General features: G+C 66.0%; 16 protein-coding genes. 14 read left to right on the top strand and 2 right to left on the bottom strand.

The genetic code is table 11. The features are described 5' to 3' along the window. The first annotated feature begins 74 nt into the window (after positions 1 to 74). Together FJV43_RS00145 and FJV43_RS00140 are read left to right on the top strand one after the other, a co-directional pair. Positions 75 to 575, top strand: coding sequence for a carboxymuconolactone decarboxylase family protein (locus FJV43_RS00145; RefSeq protein WP_239623826.1), 501 nt, complete (start codon positions 75 to 77; stop codon positions 573 to 575). A gap of 2 nt (positions 576 to 577) precedes the next feature. Then, positions 578 to 1,216, top strand: coding sequence for an HD domain-containing protein (locus FJV43_RS00140; protein WP_197966849.1), 639 nt, complete (start codon positions 578 to 580; stop codon positions 1,214 to 1,216). Positions 1,217 to 1,270: 54 nt separating this feature from the next. Here FJV43_RS00140 and FJV43_RS00135 read toward each other — a convergent pair whose 3' ends face one another. Together FJV43_RS00135 and FJV43_RS00130 are read right to left on the bottom strand one after the other, a co-directional pair. Then, positions 1,271 to 1,537, bottom strand: a complete 267-nt coding sequence (locus tag FJV43_RS00135) for a DUF3551 domain-containing protein (protein WP_239623825.1) — start codon at positions 1,535 to 1,537, stop codon at positions 1,271 to 1,273. A gap of 1 nt (position 1,538) precedes the next feature. Continuing rightward, a complete protein-coding gene (locus tag FJV43_RS00130) occupies positions 1,539 to 1,847 on the bottom strand; it encodes a DUF3551 domain-containing protein (protein WP_239629789.1) in 309 nt (102 codons plus the stop codon). A gap of 254 nt (positions 1,848 to 2,101) precedes the next feature. Between FJV43_RS00130 and FJV43_RS00125 the strand changes: the two genes are divergently transcribed. From FJV43_RS00125 to rseP, 12 genes are all read left to right on the top strand, one after another. Next, on the top strand, positions 2,102 to 2,827 hold the full coding sequence (locus tag FJV43_RS00125; protein WP_028177643.1) for an outer membrane beta-barrel protein: 726 nt from the start codon (positions 2,102 to 2,104) through the stop codon (positions 2,825 to 2,827). Between the two features lie 470 nt (positions 2,828 to 3,297). Next, complete coding sequence (dnaE, locus tag FJV43_RS00120) at positions 3,298 to 6,801, top strand: DNA polymerase III subunit alpha (protein ID WP_239623824.1); 3,504 nt, start codon at positions 3,298 to 3,300, stop codon at positions 6,799 to 6,801. Positions 6,802 to 6,931: 130 nt separating this feature from the next. Next, complete coding sequence (locus FJV43_RS00115) at positions 6,932 to 7,675, top strand: carbonic anhydrase (RefSeq protein WP_239623823.1); 744 nt, start codon at positions 6,932 to 6,934, stop codon at positions 7,673 to 7,675. Between the two features lie 319 nt (positions 7,676 to 7,994). Further along, positions 7,995 to 10,652, top strand: coding sequence for a caspase domain-containing protein (locus FJV43_RS00110; protein ID WP_239623822.1), 2,658 nt, complete (start codon positions 7,995 to 7,997; stop codon positions 10,650 to 10,652). 211 nt (positions 10,653 to 10,863) lie between these two features. Further along, entirely contained in the window at positions 10,864 to 11,859 is a 996-nt protein-coding gene (locus FJV43_RS00105) for a 30S ribosomal protein S2 (RefSeq protein WP_239623821.1), read from the top strand. A 131-nt stretch (positions 11,860 to 11,990) separates the two neighbouring features. Further along, entirely contained in the window at positions 11,991 to 12,914 is a 924-nt protein-coding gene (gene tsf, locus FJV43_RS00100) for a translation elongation factor Ts (protein ID WP_131868196.1), read from the top strand. 60 nt (positions 12,915 to 12,974) lie between these two features. Continuing rightward, entirely contained in the window at positions 12,975 to 13,691 is a 717-nt protein-coding gene (pyrH, locus tag FJV43_RS00095; RefSeq protein WP_061879549.1) for a UMP kinase, read from the top strand. Between the two features lie 67 nt (positions 13,692 to 13,758). Then, positions 13,759 to 14,322 (top strand): ribosome recycling factor, encoded by a 564-nt coding sequence (gene frr, locus FJV43_RS00090; protein WP_027575609.1) that lies wholly within the window; start codon positions 13,759 to 13,761, stop codon positions 14,320 to 14,322. 100 nt (positions 14,323 to 14,422) lie between these two features. Further along, on the top strand, positions 14,423 to 15,181 hold the full coding sequence (locus FJV43_RS00085) for an isoprenyl transferase (RefSeq protein ID WP_028177636.1): 759 nt from the start codon (positions 14,423 to 14,425) through the stop codon (positions 15,179 to 15,181). Further along, on the top strand, positions 15,178 to 16,020 hold the full coding sequence (locus FJV43_RS00080) for a phosphatidate cytidylyltransferase (protein ID WP_239623820.1): 843 nt from the start codon (positions 15,178 to 15,180) through the stop codon (positions 16,018 to 16,020). Before FJV43_RS00085 ends, FJV43_RS00080 begins: the two co-directional genes overlap by 4 nt. A 4-nt stretch (positions 16,021 to 16,024) precedes the next feature. Then, positions 16,025 to 17,248 (top strand): 1-deoxy-D-xylulose-5-phosphate reductoisomerase, encoded by a 1,224-nt coding sequence (gene dxr, locus FJV43_RS00075; protein WP_239623819.1) that lies wholly within the window; start codon positions 16,025 to 16,027, stop codon positions 17,246 to 17,248. Positions 17,249 to 17,292: 44 nt separating this feature from the next. Further along, positions 17,293 to 18,444 (top strand): RIP metalloprotease RseP, encoded by a 1,152-nt coding sequence (gene rseP, locus FJV43_RS00070; protein WP_061879513.1) that lies wholly within the window; start codon positions 17,293 to 17,295, stop codon positions 18,442 to 18,444. Positions 18,445 to 18,598: the final 154 nt, after the last annotated feature.

The raw sequence follows: 18,598 nt of genomic DNA, 5'->3' as shown, positions 1-18,598 counted from the left end.
TTCGTGGACCAGAGCAGGGACACCTAAGGGGTAACGGGGAGTGTTCATCCCTCCGATCATCAAGGAGCAAGCAGATGAGTGAACGTCTCGACTACAACCACGTTGCACCAGCCGGCGCGAAGGCGCTGGGTGGTGTCTACGGCTACGTCATGCAGAGCGGGCTTCCCGCGACGCTGGTCACCCTGGTCTATCTCCGCGTGTCGCAGATCAACAACTGCGCCTATTGCCTCGACATGCATATGCGCGACCTGCTCAAGGCCGGCGTGAAGACCGAAAAGCTCGCGCTGGTCCAGGCGTGGGCGGAGGCCGGCAATCTCTTCGACGAACGCGAGCGCGCCGCCCTCGCATGGGCCGAGACGGTCACCCGCGTCGCCGAGACCAATGTTCCGGATGATGCCTTTCGAGCCGCCCGCAAGGTCTTCAATGAGCGCGAGCTCGTCGATCTCACGATCGCGATCAGCCTGATGAATGCGTACAATCGCATGTCGATCAGCTTCCGGAAAACGCCGCAGGCCGTGCTCGAGAGTGCCCCTGACGGCGAATGGCATCAGCCGAAACAGAAAGCAGGAGCCTGAAAATGACGAGCGTGATCTCCGGCGTCAAAATTCCCGACAGTCAATTGGCGCGCGAGGCTGCCGAGCTCGTGCGCAGCTACGAAGGCGAGATGTTGTTCAACCATTCGGTTCGCGTCTACGTGTTCGGCGCGATCAAGGGGCTGCGTCAGAAGCTGAAGTTCGATCCCGAGCTGCTATATGTCGCGGCGCTGTTTCACGACCTCGGTCTCGTCGATCACTACCACACCGAGACCAAGCGGTTTGAGGTCGACGGCGCCGACGCCGCGCGCGACTTTCTGCGGGCGCGCGGCATTGCCGAGCCGCAAGCCGACCTGGTGTGGGAAGCGATCGCGCTACACACCACCCCCGGCATTCCGCAATATATGAGACCGGAGATCGCGCTCACCAACGCAGGCGTCCTGGTCGACGTCGTGGGCATCGGATATGACGAGTACACGCCCGAGCAGCGCGACCAGGTGATCTCCGCGTTCCCGCGCGGCGACTTCAAGAACGAGTTCCTGAAGGTGCAGACCTGCTCAGCGCTGAAGAAACCGCAGACGACGTTCGGGACGGTCAACTTCGATTACATCGAAGATCACGATCCGGGCTTCCGCAAGCCGAACGCGTGCACGCGCATCCGCAGCACGCCCTGGCAGAGCTGAGGGGATGCAACGGGCTCCGTCACGGGATGCCTGGCATCAGCCGAACGGTTCTGATCATCCGGCGCGAGCGGCGGGGCGTCTCGGGCGGTGAGGGGGTGTCGGTTTGCTCGGCGGAAAATACGGATTCACCACGCAACTCGCGGAGCGCCCGACCGCGAGATAGCGGCACTGCGCAAGCGATGCGTAGCGGCAGTCGAAATAGCCGACGGGACCGTAGATCTGCATGCAGACCGGATAGCTCGGATCGTAGGTCTGTGCATGCGCAAGTCCGCCGGCCGAGAGCTGGGCGACCGCGATGAGCGCGAGGTGGGCGCGGCGCATCTCAGCGCGGCAGGAAGTAGCCCGGCGTCTGTGCGCGCGGACGATTTTGATACGCGTATGGATCGTCGCTCTGTCCGACGAAATACGGATTGGCGATGCAGGTCAGCGCGCGACCGGATGCGCTCTCCTGACACTGCGCGTAGGTGTCGAACCTGCAATTGCTCAGTCCCGGCCATTCATCACCGGTGAGGCAGAATGGATGATTTTTGCCGAATGCGTGCGCCGGTGTGCCTGCACCCGATGCGAATGCAAATGTGACGAATGCGAGCGAAAATGTGGCGACAATAGGCAAGGGAACTCGACCGCGCATTTCGATTCTCCAATCACGCGAAAGTGCGCGCGACGCTGCTACACGCACCTGCAGTTTATGTCCTGTAGTCGACATTGGAACTCGTGAAAACACTTGTTTCATAGGGTTTCCGCACACCTGCTGATAAACATTCGTTAACGAGCGAGGTCCTTTCGACCAAACTGTTGCGTCGCGGTTACAGCAATTCCGTCGTCCACTGCTAAGACGTTGCGCACGGCCCGGGGGCCTACTGAAGAAACTGGAACGGGAATCAAATGAAGAAGAGTTTGTTGCTTGCCGCTGTCAGCCTCGTCGCGCTCAGCGCGGCTGCACCGGCGATGGCTGCTGACCTCGCGGCGCGGCCCTACACCAAAGCTCCGCCGGCGGCGATCGCTGCCGTTTACGACTGGAGCGGCTTCTACATCGGCGTCAACGGCGGTGGCGGTTCGGCGGATACGTCGTGGGACCTCGTCAACTTCGGTCCTGAAGGTTCGCACAACTCGACCGGCGGCACGGTCGGTGGCCAGATCGGCTATCGCTGGCAGACCGGCCAGTTCGTTTTCGGTGTGGAAGGCCAGGGCAACTGGGCCGACTTCTCGGGCGACAACATCAGCCTGATCGCCCCCGGCAATCGTAACCGGACCAAGATGGACGCATTTGGGCTCATCACCGGTCAGGTTGGCTATGCCTGGAACAACGTCCTGCTCTACGTGAAGGGTGGTGCGGCTGTTGTCAGCAACAAGTACGACGTCTACAGCGTTGCCACGGGTGCAAACCTCGACAACGCGGACGAGACCCGCTGGGGCGGCACGGTTGGCGCAGGCCTGGAGTTCGGTTTCGCTCCGAACTGGACAGTCGGCGTCGAGTACAACCACATCTTCCTCGGCGACCAGAATGTCACCTTCGCCAGTGGTGCAGTCGACCGCATCAAGCAGGACGTCGACATGGGCCTCGTCCGCCTGAACTACAAGTTCGGCGGCCCGCTGCTGGCCCGCTACTAAGACAGATCGCTCAACGCGAGCGGCTGACGAAAGCCCCGGCTTCGGCCGGGGCTTTTTGTTGTTTGCATTCAGCGAGTTAACCATCCCGCTTGGCGAAATCTCGGACTGCTTGACTCTAAAGAACAAAATGAGAACAATGTTCTTCATACGTTCCAACAAGGGAGCAGGCCATGTTCAGGGTTTTCGTGGAAGAAGCCGCCGCACTGGCGTCGATCACGCTGTTCGTCGGGATGATCGCGATCTGGGCGCAGGTGATTCCGCAGCTCTAGGCCGGTGAGCGTGCTGCTGCCGCTTGGGGAAAAGCGGGACGACTCGGCCGATCGGCCGCTCCGGCGTGGACTCTGGAGCAGTGACGCCCCACCATTGCGAGGCGAGTCGCCCGGGCGGTGCAGGATCCTCGTTTGATCTGCCTGACATCTCCCGGCGTCGGCGACCGCTCCATTTCATCTGCAAGAGGCCGTCACGCGACCATGCCGAGCGCCGGATTCGTTCACCTTCACGTTCACTCGGCCTATTCGCTGCTCAAGGGCTCGATCAAGATCGCCAAGCTCGCCGAGCTTGCGAAGAAGGACCACCAGCCCGCGCTGGCGCTGACCGACACCGACAATCTGTTCGGTGCGCTGGAGTTCTCCGACAAGATGGCGAGTTCCGGCATCCAGCCGATCGTCGGCTGCGAGCTGGCCATCGATTTCGGCGACCAGGATCCGAATGCGCGCAACGCGATGGGGCCGTCGCGGGTGGTGCTGCTGGGAGCGCAGGAGCGCGGCTATCGCAGCCTGATGCGGCTGAACTCGCGCGCGTTCCTGGAATCACCGGACAGCCATGCTCCCTTCATCAGGTTCGATTGGCTCGAGGGCGAGACCGAAGGCCTGATCGCGCTGACGGGCGGACCGGACGGGCCGATCTCGCTGGCGCTCGCCGGCGGTCACGCCGAGCTCGCCGCGCAGCGCTGCGAGCGTCTGGCCGGCCTGTTCGGCGACCGCCTCTACGTCGAATTACAGCGCCACAACACCGAGAAGGAGCGGCGCGTCGAAAGCGGCTTGATCGACATCGCCTACGCCAAGGGACTGCCGCTGGTTGCGACCAACGAGCCGTATTTCGCCGCGACCGACGATTACGAAGCCCATGACGCGCTCCTCTGCATCGCGGGCGGGCGGCTGATCGCCGAGACCGAGCGCGAGCAGCTCACGCCGGATCATCGCTTCAAGACGCGCGCCGAGATGGCGGTGCTGTTCGCCGACATTCCGGAGGCGTTGGCCTCGACGGTGGAGATCGCCGAGCGCTGCTCGTTCCGGCCGATGACGCGCAAGCCGATCCTGCCGTTCTTCACCGTCGGCGCCGCGTCGAGCTCGGATGCGGCTGCGGTGGAGGCCGCCGAGTTGAAGCGCCAGGCGGAGGAGGGGCTCGCCAACCGCCTCCGCGTGCACGGCCTGTCGCAGGGCACGACGGAAGAGACCTACGCCAAGCGGCTCGCCTTCGAGCTCGACGTCATCATGCGCATGAAATATGCGGGCTACTTCCTGATCGTCTCCGACTTCATCAAATGGGCGAAGTCGCAAGGGATTCCGGTCGGGCCGGGCCGCGGCTCCGGCGCCGGCTCGCTGGTCGCGTGGGCGCTGACGATCACCGACCTCGATCCGATCAAGTTCGGCCTGCTGTTCGAGCGCTTCCTCAATCCCGAACGCGTCTCGATGCCGGACTTCGACATCGACTTCTGCCAGGACCGCCGTGGCGAGGTGATCCAGTACGTGCAGCAGCGCTACGGCCGCGACCAGGTCGCGCAGATCATCACCTTCGGTACGCTGCAGGCGCGCGGCGTGCTGCGCGACGTCGGCCGCGTCCTGCAGATGCCCTATGGCCAGGTCGACAAGCTCACGAAACTGGTGCCGCAGAATCCCGCTGCCCCGGTGACGCTGGCCGCCGCGATCGAGAGCGAGCCGAAGCTCCAGGCGTTTCGCGACGAAGACCCGGTGGTGGCGCGCGCCTTCGACATCGCGCAGCGCCTCGAAGGCCTGACGCGCCACGCCTCGACCCATGCGGCCGGCATCGTGATCGGCGATCGTCCGTTGAGCGAGCTCGTGCCGCTCTACCGCGATCCCAAATCCGACATGCCGGTGACCCAGTTCAACATGAAATGGGTCGAGCCTGCGGGGCTCGTGAAGTTCGACTTCCTCGGCTTGAAGACGCTCACGGTCCTCGACGTCGCGGTGAAGCTGCTCAAGCCGCGCGGCATCGATGTCGATCTCGCCACGCTGCCGATCGACGATGCCGAGAGCTACCAGATGCTGGCCCGTGGCGACGTCGTCGGCGTGTTCCAGGTTGAAAGCCAGGGCATGCGGCGAGCGCTGATCGACATGCGCCCGGACCGTTTCGAGGACATCATCGCGCTGGTCGCGCTCTATCGACCGGGCCCGATGGCGAACATCCCGACCTACTGCGCGCGCAAGCACGGCGACGAGGAGCCGGAATATCTGCATCCCGTGCTGGAGCCGATCCTCAAGGAGACGTTCGGCGTCATCATCTACCAGGAACAGGTGATGCAGATCGCGCAGGTGATGTCCGGCTATTCGCTCGGCGACGCCGACCTCCTGCGCCGCGCCATGGGCAAGAAGATCCGCGCCGAGATGGACAAGCAGCGCGACATCTTCGTCGCGGGCGCGGTGAAGAACGGCGTGCCGAAGGGGCAGGCCGAGACCATCTTCGAACTCCTGGCGAAGTTTGCCGACTACGGCTTCAACAAGAGCCACGCGGCGGCTTACGCGCTGGTGTCCTACCACACCGCCTACATGAAGGCGCATTATCCGGTGGAGTTCATCGCGGCGTCGATGACGCTCGATCTCAACAACACCGACAAGCTTTCCGAATTCCGCTCCGAAGCGCAGCGTCTCGGCATCAAGGTCGAGCCGCCCAACATCAACCGGTCAGGCGCGACCTTCGAGGTCGGCGAGAAGACCATCTACTATGCGCTCGCAGCGCTCAAGGGCGTCGGCATCCAGGCGATCGAGCAGATCATCGCGGAGCGGACCAGAGGCGGCCTGTTCACCTCGCTCGCCGATTTCGCCGCCCGGGTCTCGCCGCGCGCGATCAACAAGCGCATCATCGAAAGTCTCGCCGCCGCCGGCGCCTTCGATACGCTGGAGCCGAACCGGGCGCGCGTCTTTGCCGGTGCCGACTCGATCCTCGCCGCGTGCCAGCGCGCGCACGAGGCCGCGACCATCGGCCAGAACGACATGTTCGGCAGCGCGGCCGACGCGCCGACCATCATGCTGCCGCAGGTCGAGCCGTGGCTGCCGGCCGAGCGGCTGCGCCGCGAATACGACGCGATCGGCTTCTTCCTGTCGGGACATCCGCTCGACGACTACGCGACCGTGCTGAAGCGGCTGCGGGTGCAGAGCTGGGCCGAATTCTCGCGCGCGGTGAAGACCGGCGCCACCGCCGGCAAGGTCGCCGCGACCGTGGTCTCGCGCATGGAGCGGCGCACCAAGACCGGCAACAAGATGGGCATCATGGGCCTGTCGGATCCGACCGGCCATTTCGAGGCGGTGCTGTTCTCCGAAGGCCTCGCGCAATATCGCGACGTGCTGGAGCCGGGCGCGGCCGTGCTGCTGCAACTGGGCGCCGAGCTTCAGGGCGAGGACGTGCGCGCCCGCGTGCTGCATGCCGAGCCGCTCGATGACGCCGCGGCCAAGACGCAGAAGGGCCTGCGCATCTTCCTGCGCGACACCAAGCCGCTGGATTCGATCGCCAAGCGCCTTGCCGGGCCCGACATGGCGGCCTCGAACGGCGGCGCGCCGAAAGTCGGGAGTCCCGCGCTTGCGTCGCGCTCCAACGGCGACGGCGAGGTCTCGCTGGTGCTGATGCTCGACCTCGAGACCGAGGTCGAGATGAAGCTGCCCGGCCGCTTCAAGGTCTCGCCGCAGATCGCCGGCGCGATCAAGGCGGTCGCGGGCGTGGTGGACGTGCAGCAGCTCTGAGGTCGCCGGCACCGCCGCAAACCAAAGCTTAACTATTTGGCCCGCGTGTGGTTTCGAAGTCGCTCGAGCGCAGCTATCAGTTGTCGGCTCGACGATCTCGTTTGACGAGAAACCTGGAAGGACAACAACCATGTGCGACAAATGCTCCGAAAATCTGCATCAACCTGTTGCTCCCTCCCGGCGCTCCATGATGCTCCTTGCCACGTCGGCGCTTGCAGCGTCGGCGTTCGGCGGGGCCGCCTTCGCCAAGGAGAAAAAGGCGCCGCCGAAACCGCAGAACGTGCTGTCGCCCGATGCGGCGCTGAAGCGGCTGATGGAAGGCAATGCGCGCTACGTGTCGGGCGTGTCGCGCCGCCACGACTTCAAGCATGAGCGCGAGGCATTGGTCGGCGGCCAGAATCCCTACGCGGCCGTTCTGAGCTGCGCCGATTCTCGCATCGCGCCCGAATATGCCTTCGACAGTGGACGCGGAGACCTGTTCGTGTGCCGCGTCGCCGGCAATTTCGCTGGCGATGAGACCGTTGCGAGCATGGAATACACCGTCGCAGTGCTCGGAACGCCCCTGATCCTGGTGCTCGGCCACGACAATTGCGGCGCGGTCGACGCGACCATCAAGTCGCTGAAGGACGACAAGCCGCTGCCGGGGCACATCCCCACGCTGGTCTCCGCGATCGCGCCGGCGGTGAAGACGGCGGCCCAGCAGAGCGGGAATGCGCTCGACAACGCCATTCGCCAGAATGTCCTCGACAACGTCGCCAAGCTGAAATCGGCCGCTCCGATCCTCAACGCGGCGGTCGAGCAGGGCAAGCTCAAGGTGGTCGGCGGTATCTATCGGCTGAGCACAGGAAGCGTCGAGTTGCTCGCGCAGGGCTGAGCCCACCCGAGCATCGAGGCCTGGCGGTCGCGCCTCTTCCTCCGGAGGCCGGCCGCAAGGTCGACAAGCAGCAATCACCTTCGCGATGACGCCGGGATACAAGAATCCGGGGCCGGTCGATTCTCGCCCGTTGAGTGAACCGCCGGCAAGAGGACGCGTCGTGATATCGCCGCAGCGGGGCTGACGCCGGCGATGGGGCGGCCATGCCACCGCCTCAATCCAAGCTTTTCGTCGTCCAAGCCTTTCGTTCAACCGCCGTTCAGCCGGCTGCGCGCCTCATGCGTGCCGGATATCGACAACAATAGCGGGCGAGCAAGCCATGCGTGGGACGCTCAGAGCTTTCATCTGCCTTCTGCTGCCGATCCTGGCGCTCGCCGCGGGCGTACCGGAACCGGCGCGCGCCCAGCAGCCGGAAAAGCGCCTCGCGCTGGTGGTCGGCAACGGCGCCTACGCCAAATCGCCGCTGGCGACGACGGCCAACGATGCCGGCCTGATCGCGCAGACGCTGCAGGCGGCGGGCTTCGACGTGGTCGGCGCGCGCGATCTCGACGGCGACACGCTGCGCAAGAGCCTGCGCGATTTCATCCAGAAGGCCCAGGCTTCGGGCCCGGGCACCGTCGCGATGATCTATCTCGCCGGCTACGGCGTGCAGCTTGCCGGCGAGAACTATTTCATCCCGGTCGATTCCAACATCACCCGCGACACCGACATACCGACCGAGGCCCTGCGCATCAGCGACTATGCGCGCCAGCTCGCGTCCATTCCGCTCAAGGCCGGCATCGTCGTGCTCGACGCGGCGCGCGCGCAGCCCTTCATCGAGGGCGGTCAGCCGATCGCGAGCGGCCTGGCGCTGGTCGAGCCCGAGGCGAACATGCTGATCGCCTTCAACGCCGCGCCCGGCACGGTGGCGCCGGAGGAGCCGGGGCCTTACGGCATCTATGCCCAGTCGCTCGCCGAGATGATCCGCACCGGCGGCCTGCCGCTGCCCGAGGTGTTCGACCGCGTGCGCTTGCGCGTCAACGAGGCCTCCAAGGGCGCGCAGGTGCCCTGGAACGAGCAGAAGATATCGGCACAATTCTCGTTCTTCGAGCGTGGGCCCGACGCGCCGCCGCCGGAGACCACGCCCGACCAGGTCGCCGCGATCCGCAACAAGCCGATCCGCGATCTCGGCGTGCAGGATGCCTATGCCGCCGCGCTCGAGCGCGACACGCTGGCGGCCTATGAGGAGTTTCTCGCGGCCTATCCGAATGACCCGCTTGCAAAGCGCGTCATGGCGATCGTGGCGGCGCGCCGCGAGGCGATCACCTGGCGGCGAACCTATCGCGCCGATACGCCGGACGCCTATTGGTCGTATCTGCGCCGCTATCCGCGCGGGCCACATGCAGGCGATGCCCGGCGCAGGCTCGCGATCCTGACTGCGCCGCTCGAGCCGCCGCCGACTTTCACGATGCTGGACTACGACGTGCCGCCACCGCCGCCGGAGGAGGTCATCTATGTCGACCGTCCGGTGCTGTATTTCAGCGATCCCGATTTCGGCTTCGCGCCGCCACCGCCGCCGCCGGTCTATTATCTGCCGCCGCCGCCGCCGGATTTCGTGGTGCTGGCGCCGCCGCTGGCCGTGGTCGGCCTGTTCGTCCTGCCGCAGCCGGTGTTCGTGCCGATCCCGGTGTTCGTCCGGCCGCCGGTCTATGTCGCGCCGCCGCCGAACAACATCATCTTTCAGAACATCCACAACACCACGGTCATCAACACCGTGATCAACCGCCCGCCGGCGCCGCCGCCGGCCGCGGGGCCGGCGCCCGGTCCGGGCAATCTGGGCCCGGCGGTTGCCGGCCGCGCCACGCCGGCAGGTGCCGCCGTGCCGCAGGCAGTCGTGCAGCGCGCCGCGTTGATCCAGCAGGGCAAGGCGCCGATGCCGCCGAGCGCGACGATCCAGCCAACGGTGAGACCGGGTATCGCGGCACCGGCTCCGGCTCCAGCCAATGTCGCGCCTGCCACGACGGCGCAGCCGCCGGCTGCGGCCAAGCTGCCCCAAGCCAATACCTTGCCGGCACCCAATACCCTGCCGGGAACTCCTGGCGGTCCCCCGGCGGGCACGGCGCCCGGCGCCGTCAGGCCGAGCGGCACGCCCAGTCCGGGCGCGACGGCCCCCGCCGGCAACATTCCTGCTGCGACACCTCAAGCACCGGCGGCCACCAGGCTGCCGCAGGCCAACACGCTGCCGGTGCCCGGAACTCCGGGTGGACCGCCTCCGGCCGGGGCAGGGGGCGCGCCCGGCGCTGCTCCGCCTCATGGCAGACCCGCTGCCGCCACGACGCCCACCGGCAACGTCCCGCCGGCACCGCCGAACGCGGCAACCGCTACGGCGCCCAACCACCCACCGGCTCCCGGAAGCTCGACGCCGCCGTCCGCAGGCCTGCCCAAGCCGCCGGGGCCGACGACGCCACCTGCGGCTGACCTGCGCGGCAGGCCGGCCGGGTCCCAGTCGGGCGCTTTGCCGCCGCCGAGCGCGTCCCCCGGCAAGCCGGTCGTCCCGCCCACGGTCAAACCCGCGGCACCGCCACCGCCGCCAGTGGCGGCGCGGGGGCCGTCCGGAGTTCAGGATCACCGGCCCTCGCCGCCGGCCGCCAGGCCTGCCGCACCGCCACCGCATCCTCAGGCCCTGGCGAAGCCGACGCCGCCGCCTCCGCCGCGAGTCGCGCCGCCCCCACCACCGCGCGCGGCTCCTCCGCCCGCAGCCGTGGCCCGACCGGCGCCACCGCCGCCCGTTGCTCGACCGGCGCCGCCTCCGCCAGCGATGGCGCGTCCTGCACCACCTCCACCTCCGATGGCACGGCCCGCGCCGCCGCCACCTCCGGTCGCGCGGCCTGCACCGCCTCCCATGGCGGCCGCGCCGCCGCGTGCCGCGCCGCCTCCGCCGGCACGGCCGGCCGGCCCGCCACCAAAGGCCTGTCCGCCCGGCCAGCCCAAGTGCTAGGAGGCTGAAGGGCAGGGACGTCGGGACGTGACAGGGAGCTTGCGGGCGTCCCGGATGGCCCCTTATTTCCTTGCTTCTGGCCGAAATGGCGCTATATAGCGCGCCATCTCACACGGAAACATGGCTCACAAGGCCGTCCGGTGGCAGCCGGGGCGAGAACGCTCCGTTTTGCTCACACGTTTCCGGAGGAACCAACCGGAGAATTAGAACGATGGCGCTACCCGATTTCACCATGCGTCAGCTGCTCGAAGCTGGCGTGCACTTTGGTCACCAGTCTCACCGCTGGAATCCGAAAATGGCTCCGTTCATTTTCGGCACCCGCAACAACATCCACATCGTCGATCTCGCGCAGACCGTGCCGATGCTGCACCAGGCCCTTCAGGCCGTCAGCGACACGGTGGCCAAGGGCGGCCGCATCCTGTTCGTCGGCACCAAGCGCCAGGCGCAGGACGGCGTCGCGGACGCAGCCAAGCGCTGCGCGCAGTATTTCGTCAATTCGCGCTGGCTCGGCGGCACGCTGACCAACTGGAAGACGATCTCGGCCTCGATCAAGCGCCTGCGTCATCTCGACGACGTGCTCTCAGGCGGCGAAGCCAATTCCTACACGAAGAAGGAGCGCCTGACGCTTCAGCGCGAGCGCGACAAGCTCGACCGTTCGCTCGGCGGCATCAAGGACATGGGCGGTCTGCCCGACCTGATCTTCGTGATCGACACCAACAAGGAAGACATCGCGATCCAGGAGGCCCAGCGCCTCAACATCCCGGTTGCCGCAATCGTCGACACCAATTCGGACCCCAAGGGCATCACCTATGTGGTGCCGGGCAATGACGACGCTGGCCGCGCCATTTCGCTGTACTGTGATCTCATCGCGCGTGCGGCGATCGACGGCATCTCGCGCGCCCAGGGCGATTCGGGTATCGACATCGGCGGCGCGGCTCAGCCGGTCGCCGAGGAGCTGCCGACGCCCTCGTCGAGCGGTTTCCAGGGCCTTGCGGGTCCCCGCGGCACCGCCGATGACCTCAAGAAGCTCCCGGGCGTGTCGGGCGCGATCGAGAAGAAGTTCAACGACCTCGGCATCTTCCACTATTGGCAGCTCGCCGAGCTCGACCACGACACCGCGCACACGATCGGCGAAGAGGTCGGTCTGCCGAGCCGCGCGGACGCCTGGGTGGCCAAGGCCAAGGCGCTGACCGCAGAAGCGGAATAGTCAAAAAGACGATGGGTTGGCCGGATAGGATCCGGCCACCATTTCAGTTGACGCAAATTGCTGAGATGGCGCGCGGCGGGGCGCTACGATGCCACGCTGCGGCAAACCGGCAGGCACAAAGGATTTCAACAATGGCAACGATCACAGCGGCGATGGTCAAGGATCTGCGCGAGTCGACCGGCGCAGGCATGATGGACTGCAAGGCCGCGCTGACCGAGAACGACGGCAACATGGAAGCGGCGCAGGACTGGCTTCGCAAGAAGGGTCTGTCCAAGGCTGCCAAGAAGTCGGGCCGGGTCGCGGCCGAGGGCCTGATCGGCGCGCTCACCAAGGGCACCAAGGGCGTCGTGGTCGAGGTGAATTCCGAGACCGACTTCGTCGCGCGCAACGGCCAGTTCCAGGGCCTCGTCAAGATGATCGCCCAGGTCGCCTTCGACGTCGGCGCCGACGTCGAGAAGATCAAGGCCGCCAAGGTCGGCGACGTCACGATCGAAACCGCCATCAATGATGCGATCGCTACCATCGGCGAGAACATGACGCTGCGTCGCGCCGCCCAGCTCGAAGTGAGTCAGGGTGTGGTGTCGCACTATGTCCATGGGGCCGTCATCGACGGCGCCGGCAAGATGGGCGTGATCGTGGCGCTGGAATCGCCGGGCAAGGCCGACGAGCTTGCGGCGCTCGGCCGCCAGATCGCGATGCATGTCGCCGCCGCCAACCCGCTGGCGCTCGATCCGTCCGGCCTCGATCCGGCGGTCGTCAAGCGCGAGAAGGACGTGCTCGCCGACAAATATCGCCAGCAGGGCAAGCCCGAGAACGTGATCGAGAAGATCGTCGAGTCCGGCCTCAAGACCTACTACAAGGAAGTCTGCCTGCTCGAGCAGGCCTTCATCCACGACACCGGCAAGTCGGTGGCGCAGGCGGTGAAGGAGGCCGAGGGCAAGGTCGGCGGCGCTGTGAAGATCGCGGGCTTTGTGCGCTATGCTCTCGGCGAGGGAATCGAGAAGCAGGAAAGCGACTTCGCGGCCGAGGTCGCCGCGGCCAGCGGCAAGAAGTAAGCGCCGGAACGTTCCTTCCGGCGTGCCGCCGGAAGCGGCGCCCGGACAAGGAAGGTGCTCATGACTGATCCGGTCTACCGTCGCGTCGTGATCAAGCTGTCCGGCGAATATCTCGCGGGACAGCAAGGCTTTGGCATCGATCAACCGACCGTCGACCGGGTTGTGGACGATCTGATCGCGGCCCGCCATCTCGGCACCGAGGTCGCGGTCGTGATCGGCGGCGGCAACATGGTCCGCGGCGTGGAGGTCTCCTCCCGCGGGGTGTCGCGCACAACCGGCGACACCATGGGCATGCTCGCCACCATGATGAACTGCCTCGCGCTGGAAGCGGCGATCGAGCGCAAGGGCACGCCGGCGCGGACGCTGTCGGCCTTCGTCATGCCAGAGATTTCCGAGCTGTTTACCCGCACTGCGGCACACAAATACCTGGCCGAGGGCCGGATCGTGCTGCTTGGCGGCGGGACGGGCAACCCGTTCTTCACCACCGACACGACCGCGGTGCTCCGTGCCGCCGAGATCGGGGCGCAGGCGGTCCTGAAGGCGACCAATGTCGACGGCGTCTACTCGGCCGACCCGAAGACGGATCCGACCGCCACGCGGTTCGACCGTCTGACGCATTCACAGGCGATCGAGGGCGGCTACAAGGTGATGGATGCGACCGCCTTCGCGCTTGCCCGCGAGACATCGCTGCCTATCATCGTATTCTCGATCGCGGAGCCGGGGTCGATCGGCGCGATTCTGCGTGGCGTCGGCCACGGAACCATCGTCGCCGGCTGACGGCTCGTCTTGCGTGCCCCGAGGGAAGGGCGCGGAGCGGTCGCCGGGATTTTGAAGGAGAAACGTGATGGCCACGGGTAATTTCGACCTCAACGAAGTGAAGCGCCGCATGCAGGGCGCCGTCCAGTCCCTCAAGCATGAACTCGGCGGCCTGCGCACCGGCCGCGCCTCCGCCTCGATGCTCGATCCGGTTCAGGTCGAGGCCTATGGCAGTCACATGCCGCTGAACCAGCTTGCCACCGTCAGCGTGCCGGAGCCGCGGCTGATCTCGGTGCAGGTCTGGGACAAGTCGATGGTCAAGGCGGTGGAGAAGGCGATCGTCGATTCCAATCTCGGCCTGTCGCCCGCGACCGAGGGCCAGGTGCTGCGCCTGCGCATCCCCGAGCTCAACGAGGAGCGGCGCAAGGAGCTGGTGAAGGTCGCGCATAAATACGCCGAAGCCGCCAAGGTCGCCGCGCGCCATGTCCGCCGCGACGGTCTCGACGTGCTCAAGAAGCTCGAGAAGAATCACGAGATGTCGGAGGACGATCAGAAGCGTCACGCCGACGAGGTGCAGAAGGCGACCGACGGTACCATCGCCGAGATCGACCAGTTGCTGGCCGCCAAGGAAAAAGAAATCCTCACCGTCTAAAGCGCGATGAATGGTCATCGCGCTTTAGGTTATTGTTTGCGCATGATCTTTTCGGAAAACCGCTTCGCACTTTTCCGGATCATGCTTTGAGGCCGCCATAATGTCCAACGCCGCCGCGCCAGCAACCGAAGGGCCCGACCGGTCCGAGGCGCCTGCGCACGTCGCCATCATCATGGATGGCAACGGGCGTTGGGCGGCCGCGCGCGGCCTGCCGCGTGCGGAAGGGCATCGCCGCGGTGTGGACGCGCTGCGGCGCGTGGTGCGCGCCTCGCACGAGCTCGGCATTCGCTATCTCACCATCTTCTCGTTCTCGTCGGAGAACTGGTCGCGCCCGGCGAGCGAGATCGGCGACCTGTTCGGCCTGCTGCGGCGTTTCATCCGCAACGATCTGGCGAGCCTGCATCGCGACGGCGTCAAGGTTCGCATCATCGGCGAGCGCGAGGGGCTCGAGAGCGACATCTGCGGGCTCCTCAACGAGGCCGAGGAGCTGACCCGCGACAACACGCGCCTGACGCTCGTGGTCGCCTTCAATTACGGCTCGCGGCAGGAGATCGCGAAAGCGGCGCAGAAGCTCGCCCGCGAGGTCGCGGAGGGCAAGCGGGATCCAGCCACGATCGACGCCGAGACGCTCGGGGCGCATCTCGACGCGCCCGACATTCCAGATCCCGATCTCATCATCCGCACCAGCGGGGAGCAGCGCCTGTCCAACTTCCTGATGTGGCAGGCCGCCTATAGCGAGCTCGTGTTCGTGCCGATCCACTGGCCCGACTTCGACAAGGCGGCGCTGGAGAGCGCGATTGCCGAATTTGCCAGGCGCGAACGCCGTTTCGGCGGCCTGGTCGCGAAAACCGCCTCGTGAGCGAACCGGACGCCGCACCGGCGGGCTCTCAGCCCGCCCAGAGCAATCTCGTGCTGCGAGTCCTCGCAGGGCTGGTGCTGGCGCCGCTCGCCATTGCGCTCGCCTATGCCGGCGGCTGGCTCTGGGCACTTCTCGTTACCCTGGTCTCGATCGGACTGTTCGCCGAATGGCTGATGGTGGTGGGCGCGAGCTCGGTCGCGCTGACGGGCGCGGGGACGATCGTCATTGCCATCGTCGGATTTTGCACGGCCTTCGGCGCCCTCAAGACGGCCGTCATCAGCGGCTTCATCGGCGGCGCGATCGTGACGCTGATTGCGCGGAGGAAGTTCGTCTGGGCGGCGACCGGGTTTGCCTATGCGTCGGCGGCGCTGCTGGCTTCGATCCTGGTGCGGCAGGATCTCGTCAACGGTTTCGCCGCGCTGATGTTCGTGCTCCTCGTGGTGTGGGCGACCGACATCGGCGGCTATTTTGCCGGCCGCAGCATCGGCGGGCCGAAGCTGTGGCCGCGCGTGAGCCCGAAAAAGACCTGGTCCGGAGCGCTCGGCGGCTTTGCGGCGAGCCTTGCGGTTGCGGCCGGCTTTGCCGCCTGCGGGATCGGAAAGGTGGTTCCACTGCTGCTCGTCAGCGCCGTCCTGTCGGTGGTATCGCAACTCGGCGATCTCTTCGAATCCGCAGTGAAACGGCGCTTCGGAGTCAAGGATTCCAGTCACTTAATTCCCGGCCATGGCGGGCTTATGGACCGCCTGGACGGTTTCGTCGCCGCCATCCTGGCGGCATGGATTATCGGCTTTCTCCGCCATGGTGTGCATAGCGCCGGAAGCGGTCTTATGGTTTGGTGAGGATATGAGCGCGGTCCCATTGCGTAACAACAGGCTTGCGGCGTCCGACGTCCGCAGCGTCACGGTTCTCGGCGCCACCGGCTCGATCGGCGACAGCACGATGGACCTGCTGCGCGCCTCGCCCGAGCGCTATCGTGTCGAGGCGTTGACGGCGAACGGCAATGTCGCGGCGCTGGCCAAGCTCGCCAGGGAGTTCTCCGCGCGCTATGTCGCGATCGCCGACACCTCCAAGCTCGCCGAGCTCAAGGCCGCGCTGGCGGGCACTGGCACCGAATGCGGCGCCGGCGAGAGCGCGGTCATCGAGGCCGGCGCGCGTCCGGCCGACTGGGTGATGGCGGCCGTGAGCGGTGCTGCCGGACTGAAGCCGGCGCTGGCGGCGGTTGATCGCGGTGCCCATGTCGCGCTCGCCAACAAGGAATGTCTGGTCTGCGCCGGCGATTTCTTCATGCAGCGCGCGGCAAAGGCGGGCGCCTGCATCCTGCCGGCCGATTCCGAGCACAATGCGCTGTTCCAGGCGCTGAGCTCAGGCAATCGCGACGAGCTGGTCCGCGTCATCATCACGGCCTCGGGAGGTCCGTTCCGGACCTGGAAGCCCGCCGACATCGAGCAGGCCACGCTCGAGCAGGCGCTGAAGCATCCGAACTGGAGCATGGGCCAGAAGATCACGATCGATTCCGCCTCGATGATGAACAAGGGGCTCGAAGTGATCGAGGCGTCCTATCTGTTCGCGCTCGCGCCCGACGAGATCGACGTCCTCGTTCATCCGCAGTCGATCATTCACGGCATGGTCGAGTTCTCCGACTGCTCCGTCGTGGCCCAGCTCGGCGCGCCCGACATGCGAACGCCGATCGCGCATTGCCTCGGCTGGCCCGATCGCATCAAGGGGCCGGCGGCCAGGCTGGACCTCGCCAAGATCGGCCAGCTGACCTTCGAAGCGCCGGACTTCGAGCGCTTCCCCGGGCTTCGGCTGGCCTACGATTCGCTCCGGACCGGGAAGGGGGCGACCACCGTCTACAACGCCGCCAACGAGGTCGCGGTCGCCGCCTTCATCGCCGGCAAGATCCGGTTCGGCGCGATTGCCCGGCTGGTCGAGGCGACCCTTGACGATTGGATCAAGGGTGGGAACCAGGCACCCCTGACGTCCGCCGACGATGCAATTTCCGTTGACCATGTTGCGCGAAATAGGGCTGCCGCCCTATTGCCTCAAATTGCCTTAAAGGCATCCTAGTTGGTTCGGTGCCAGGGCCTTGCGGCGCTGGGTGAGGGAAATCGATGATCGACTTTTTCGTCCATAGTTTCAATACGTTGAGCCATGGGCTCCTCGGTTACGCAATTCCCTTCCTGTTCGTCCTGACCATCGTCGTGTTCTTCCACGAGCTTGGCCATTTCCTGGTCGCGCGCTGGGCGGGTGTTCGCGTGCTGACCTTCTCGCTCGGTTTCGGACCTGAGCTGGTCGGTTTCAACGACCGGCATGGCACCCGCTGGAAGATCTCGGCAATCCCGCTCGGCGGCTACGTCAAGTTCTTCGGCGACGAGAGCGAGGCCTCGACACCGTCGTCACAGACGCTCGCGGCGATGACGGCCGAGGAGCGCGCCGGCAGCTTCCACCACAAGAAGGTCGGCCCGCGCGCGGCCATCGTCGCGGCCGGACCGATCGCGAATTTCATCCTGGGCGCGCTGATCTTTGCCGGCATGGCCCTCTATTACGGCAAGCCGAGCACGATCGCGCGCGTCGACGGCGTCGTCGCCGATGGCGCGGCGGCTGCGGCCGGCTTCAAGGTCGGGGACGTCGTCATCCAGATCGACGGCAAGCCGATCGAGAGCTTTGCCGACATGCAGCGAATCGTTGCGATGAACGCAGGTTCGGCGCTTGCGTTCCAGGTAAAGCGCGACGGCGCCATCGTCTCCCTGACCGCGACCCCGGCGCTGCTGGAGCGCAAGGATCCGTTCGGCAACAGCCATCGTCTCGGCGTGCTCGGTATCGAGCACAAGTCGCAGGCCGGGGAGGCCTCGACCGCGCCGGTCGGCGTCGGTGAAGCGCTCAAGATCGGGGTCGAGCAGGTCTGGTTCATCATCACCAGCACCTTCAAGTTCCTGGGCTCGCTGTTCGTCGGACAGGGCAATCCGAACGAGGTCAGCGGCGTCCTGGGAATCGCGAAGATGTCGGGGCAGGCGGCCAGCGCCGGGTTCCAGTTCGTCATCAATCTCTGCGCGGTGCTGTCGGTTTCGATCGGCCTGCTGAACCTGTTCCCGATCCCGCTGCTCGATGGCGGCCACCTGATGTTCTATGCGGCCGAGGTGGTCCGTGGCCGGCCCTTGTCCGAGCGAACCCAAGAGATGGGGTTCCGAATCGGACTGGGCTTGGTCCTGATGTTGATGGTGTTTGCGACCTACAACGACATCCTGCGGATGGCCGCTTCCTGATAGAGGCTTTTTTGTGGCGTTGCTGATCAGCAACGTCCTGGAATGAAATTGAAATCACGGCGCTTTCGGCCGTTTGCGCCGTCGGCGAAATTGGCTACAAGCGGCCTGAACTTGGGGAATCTCCAGACCGGCGTTGGGGTTGGGTCTGGCAGGG

This window comes from Bradyrhizobium sp. I71, from assembly GCF_022354745.1.
GTDB classification, from domain to species: Bacteria; Pseudomonadota; Alphaproteobacteria; order Rhizobiales; family Xanthobacteraceae; genus Bradyrhizobium; species Bradyrhizobium liaoningense.
Note: the sequence above shows the minus strand (reverse complement) of the source record. Positions and strands in the feature narration are given on the sequence as shown.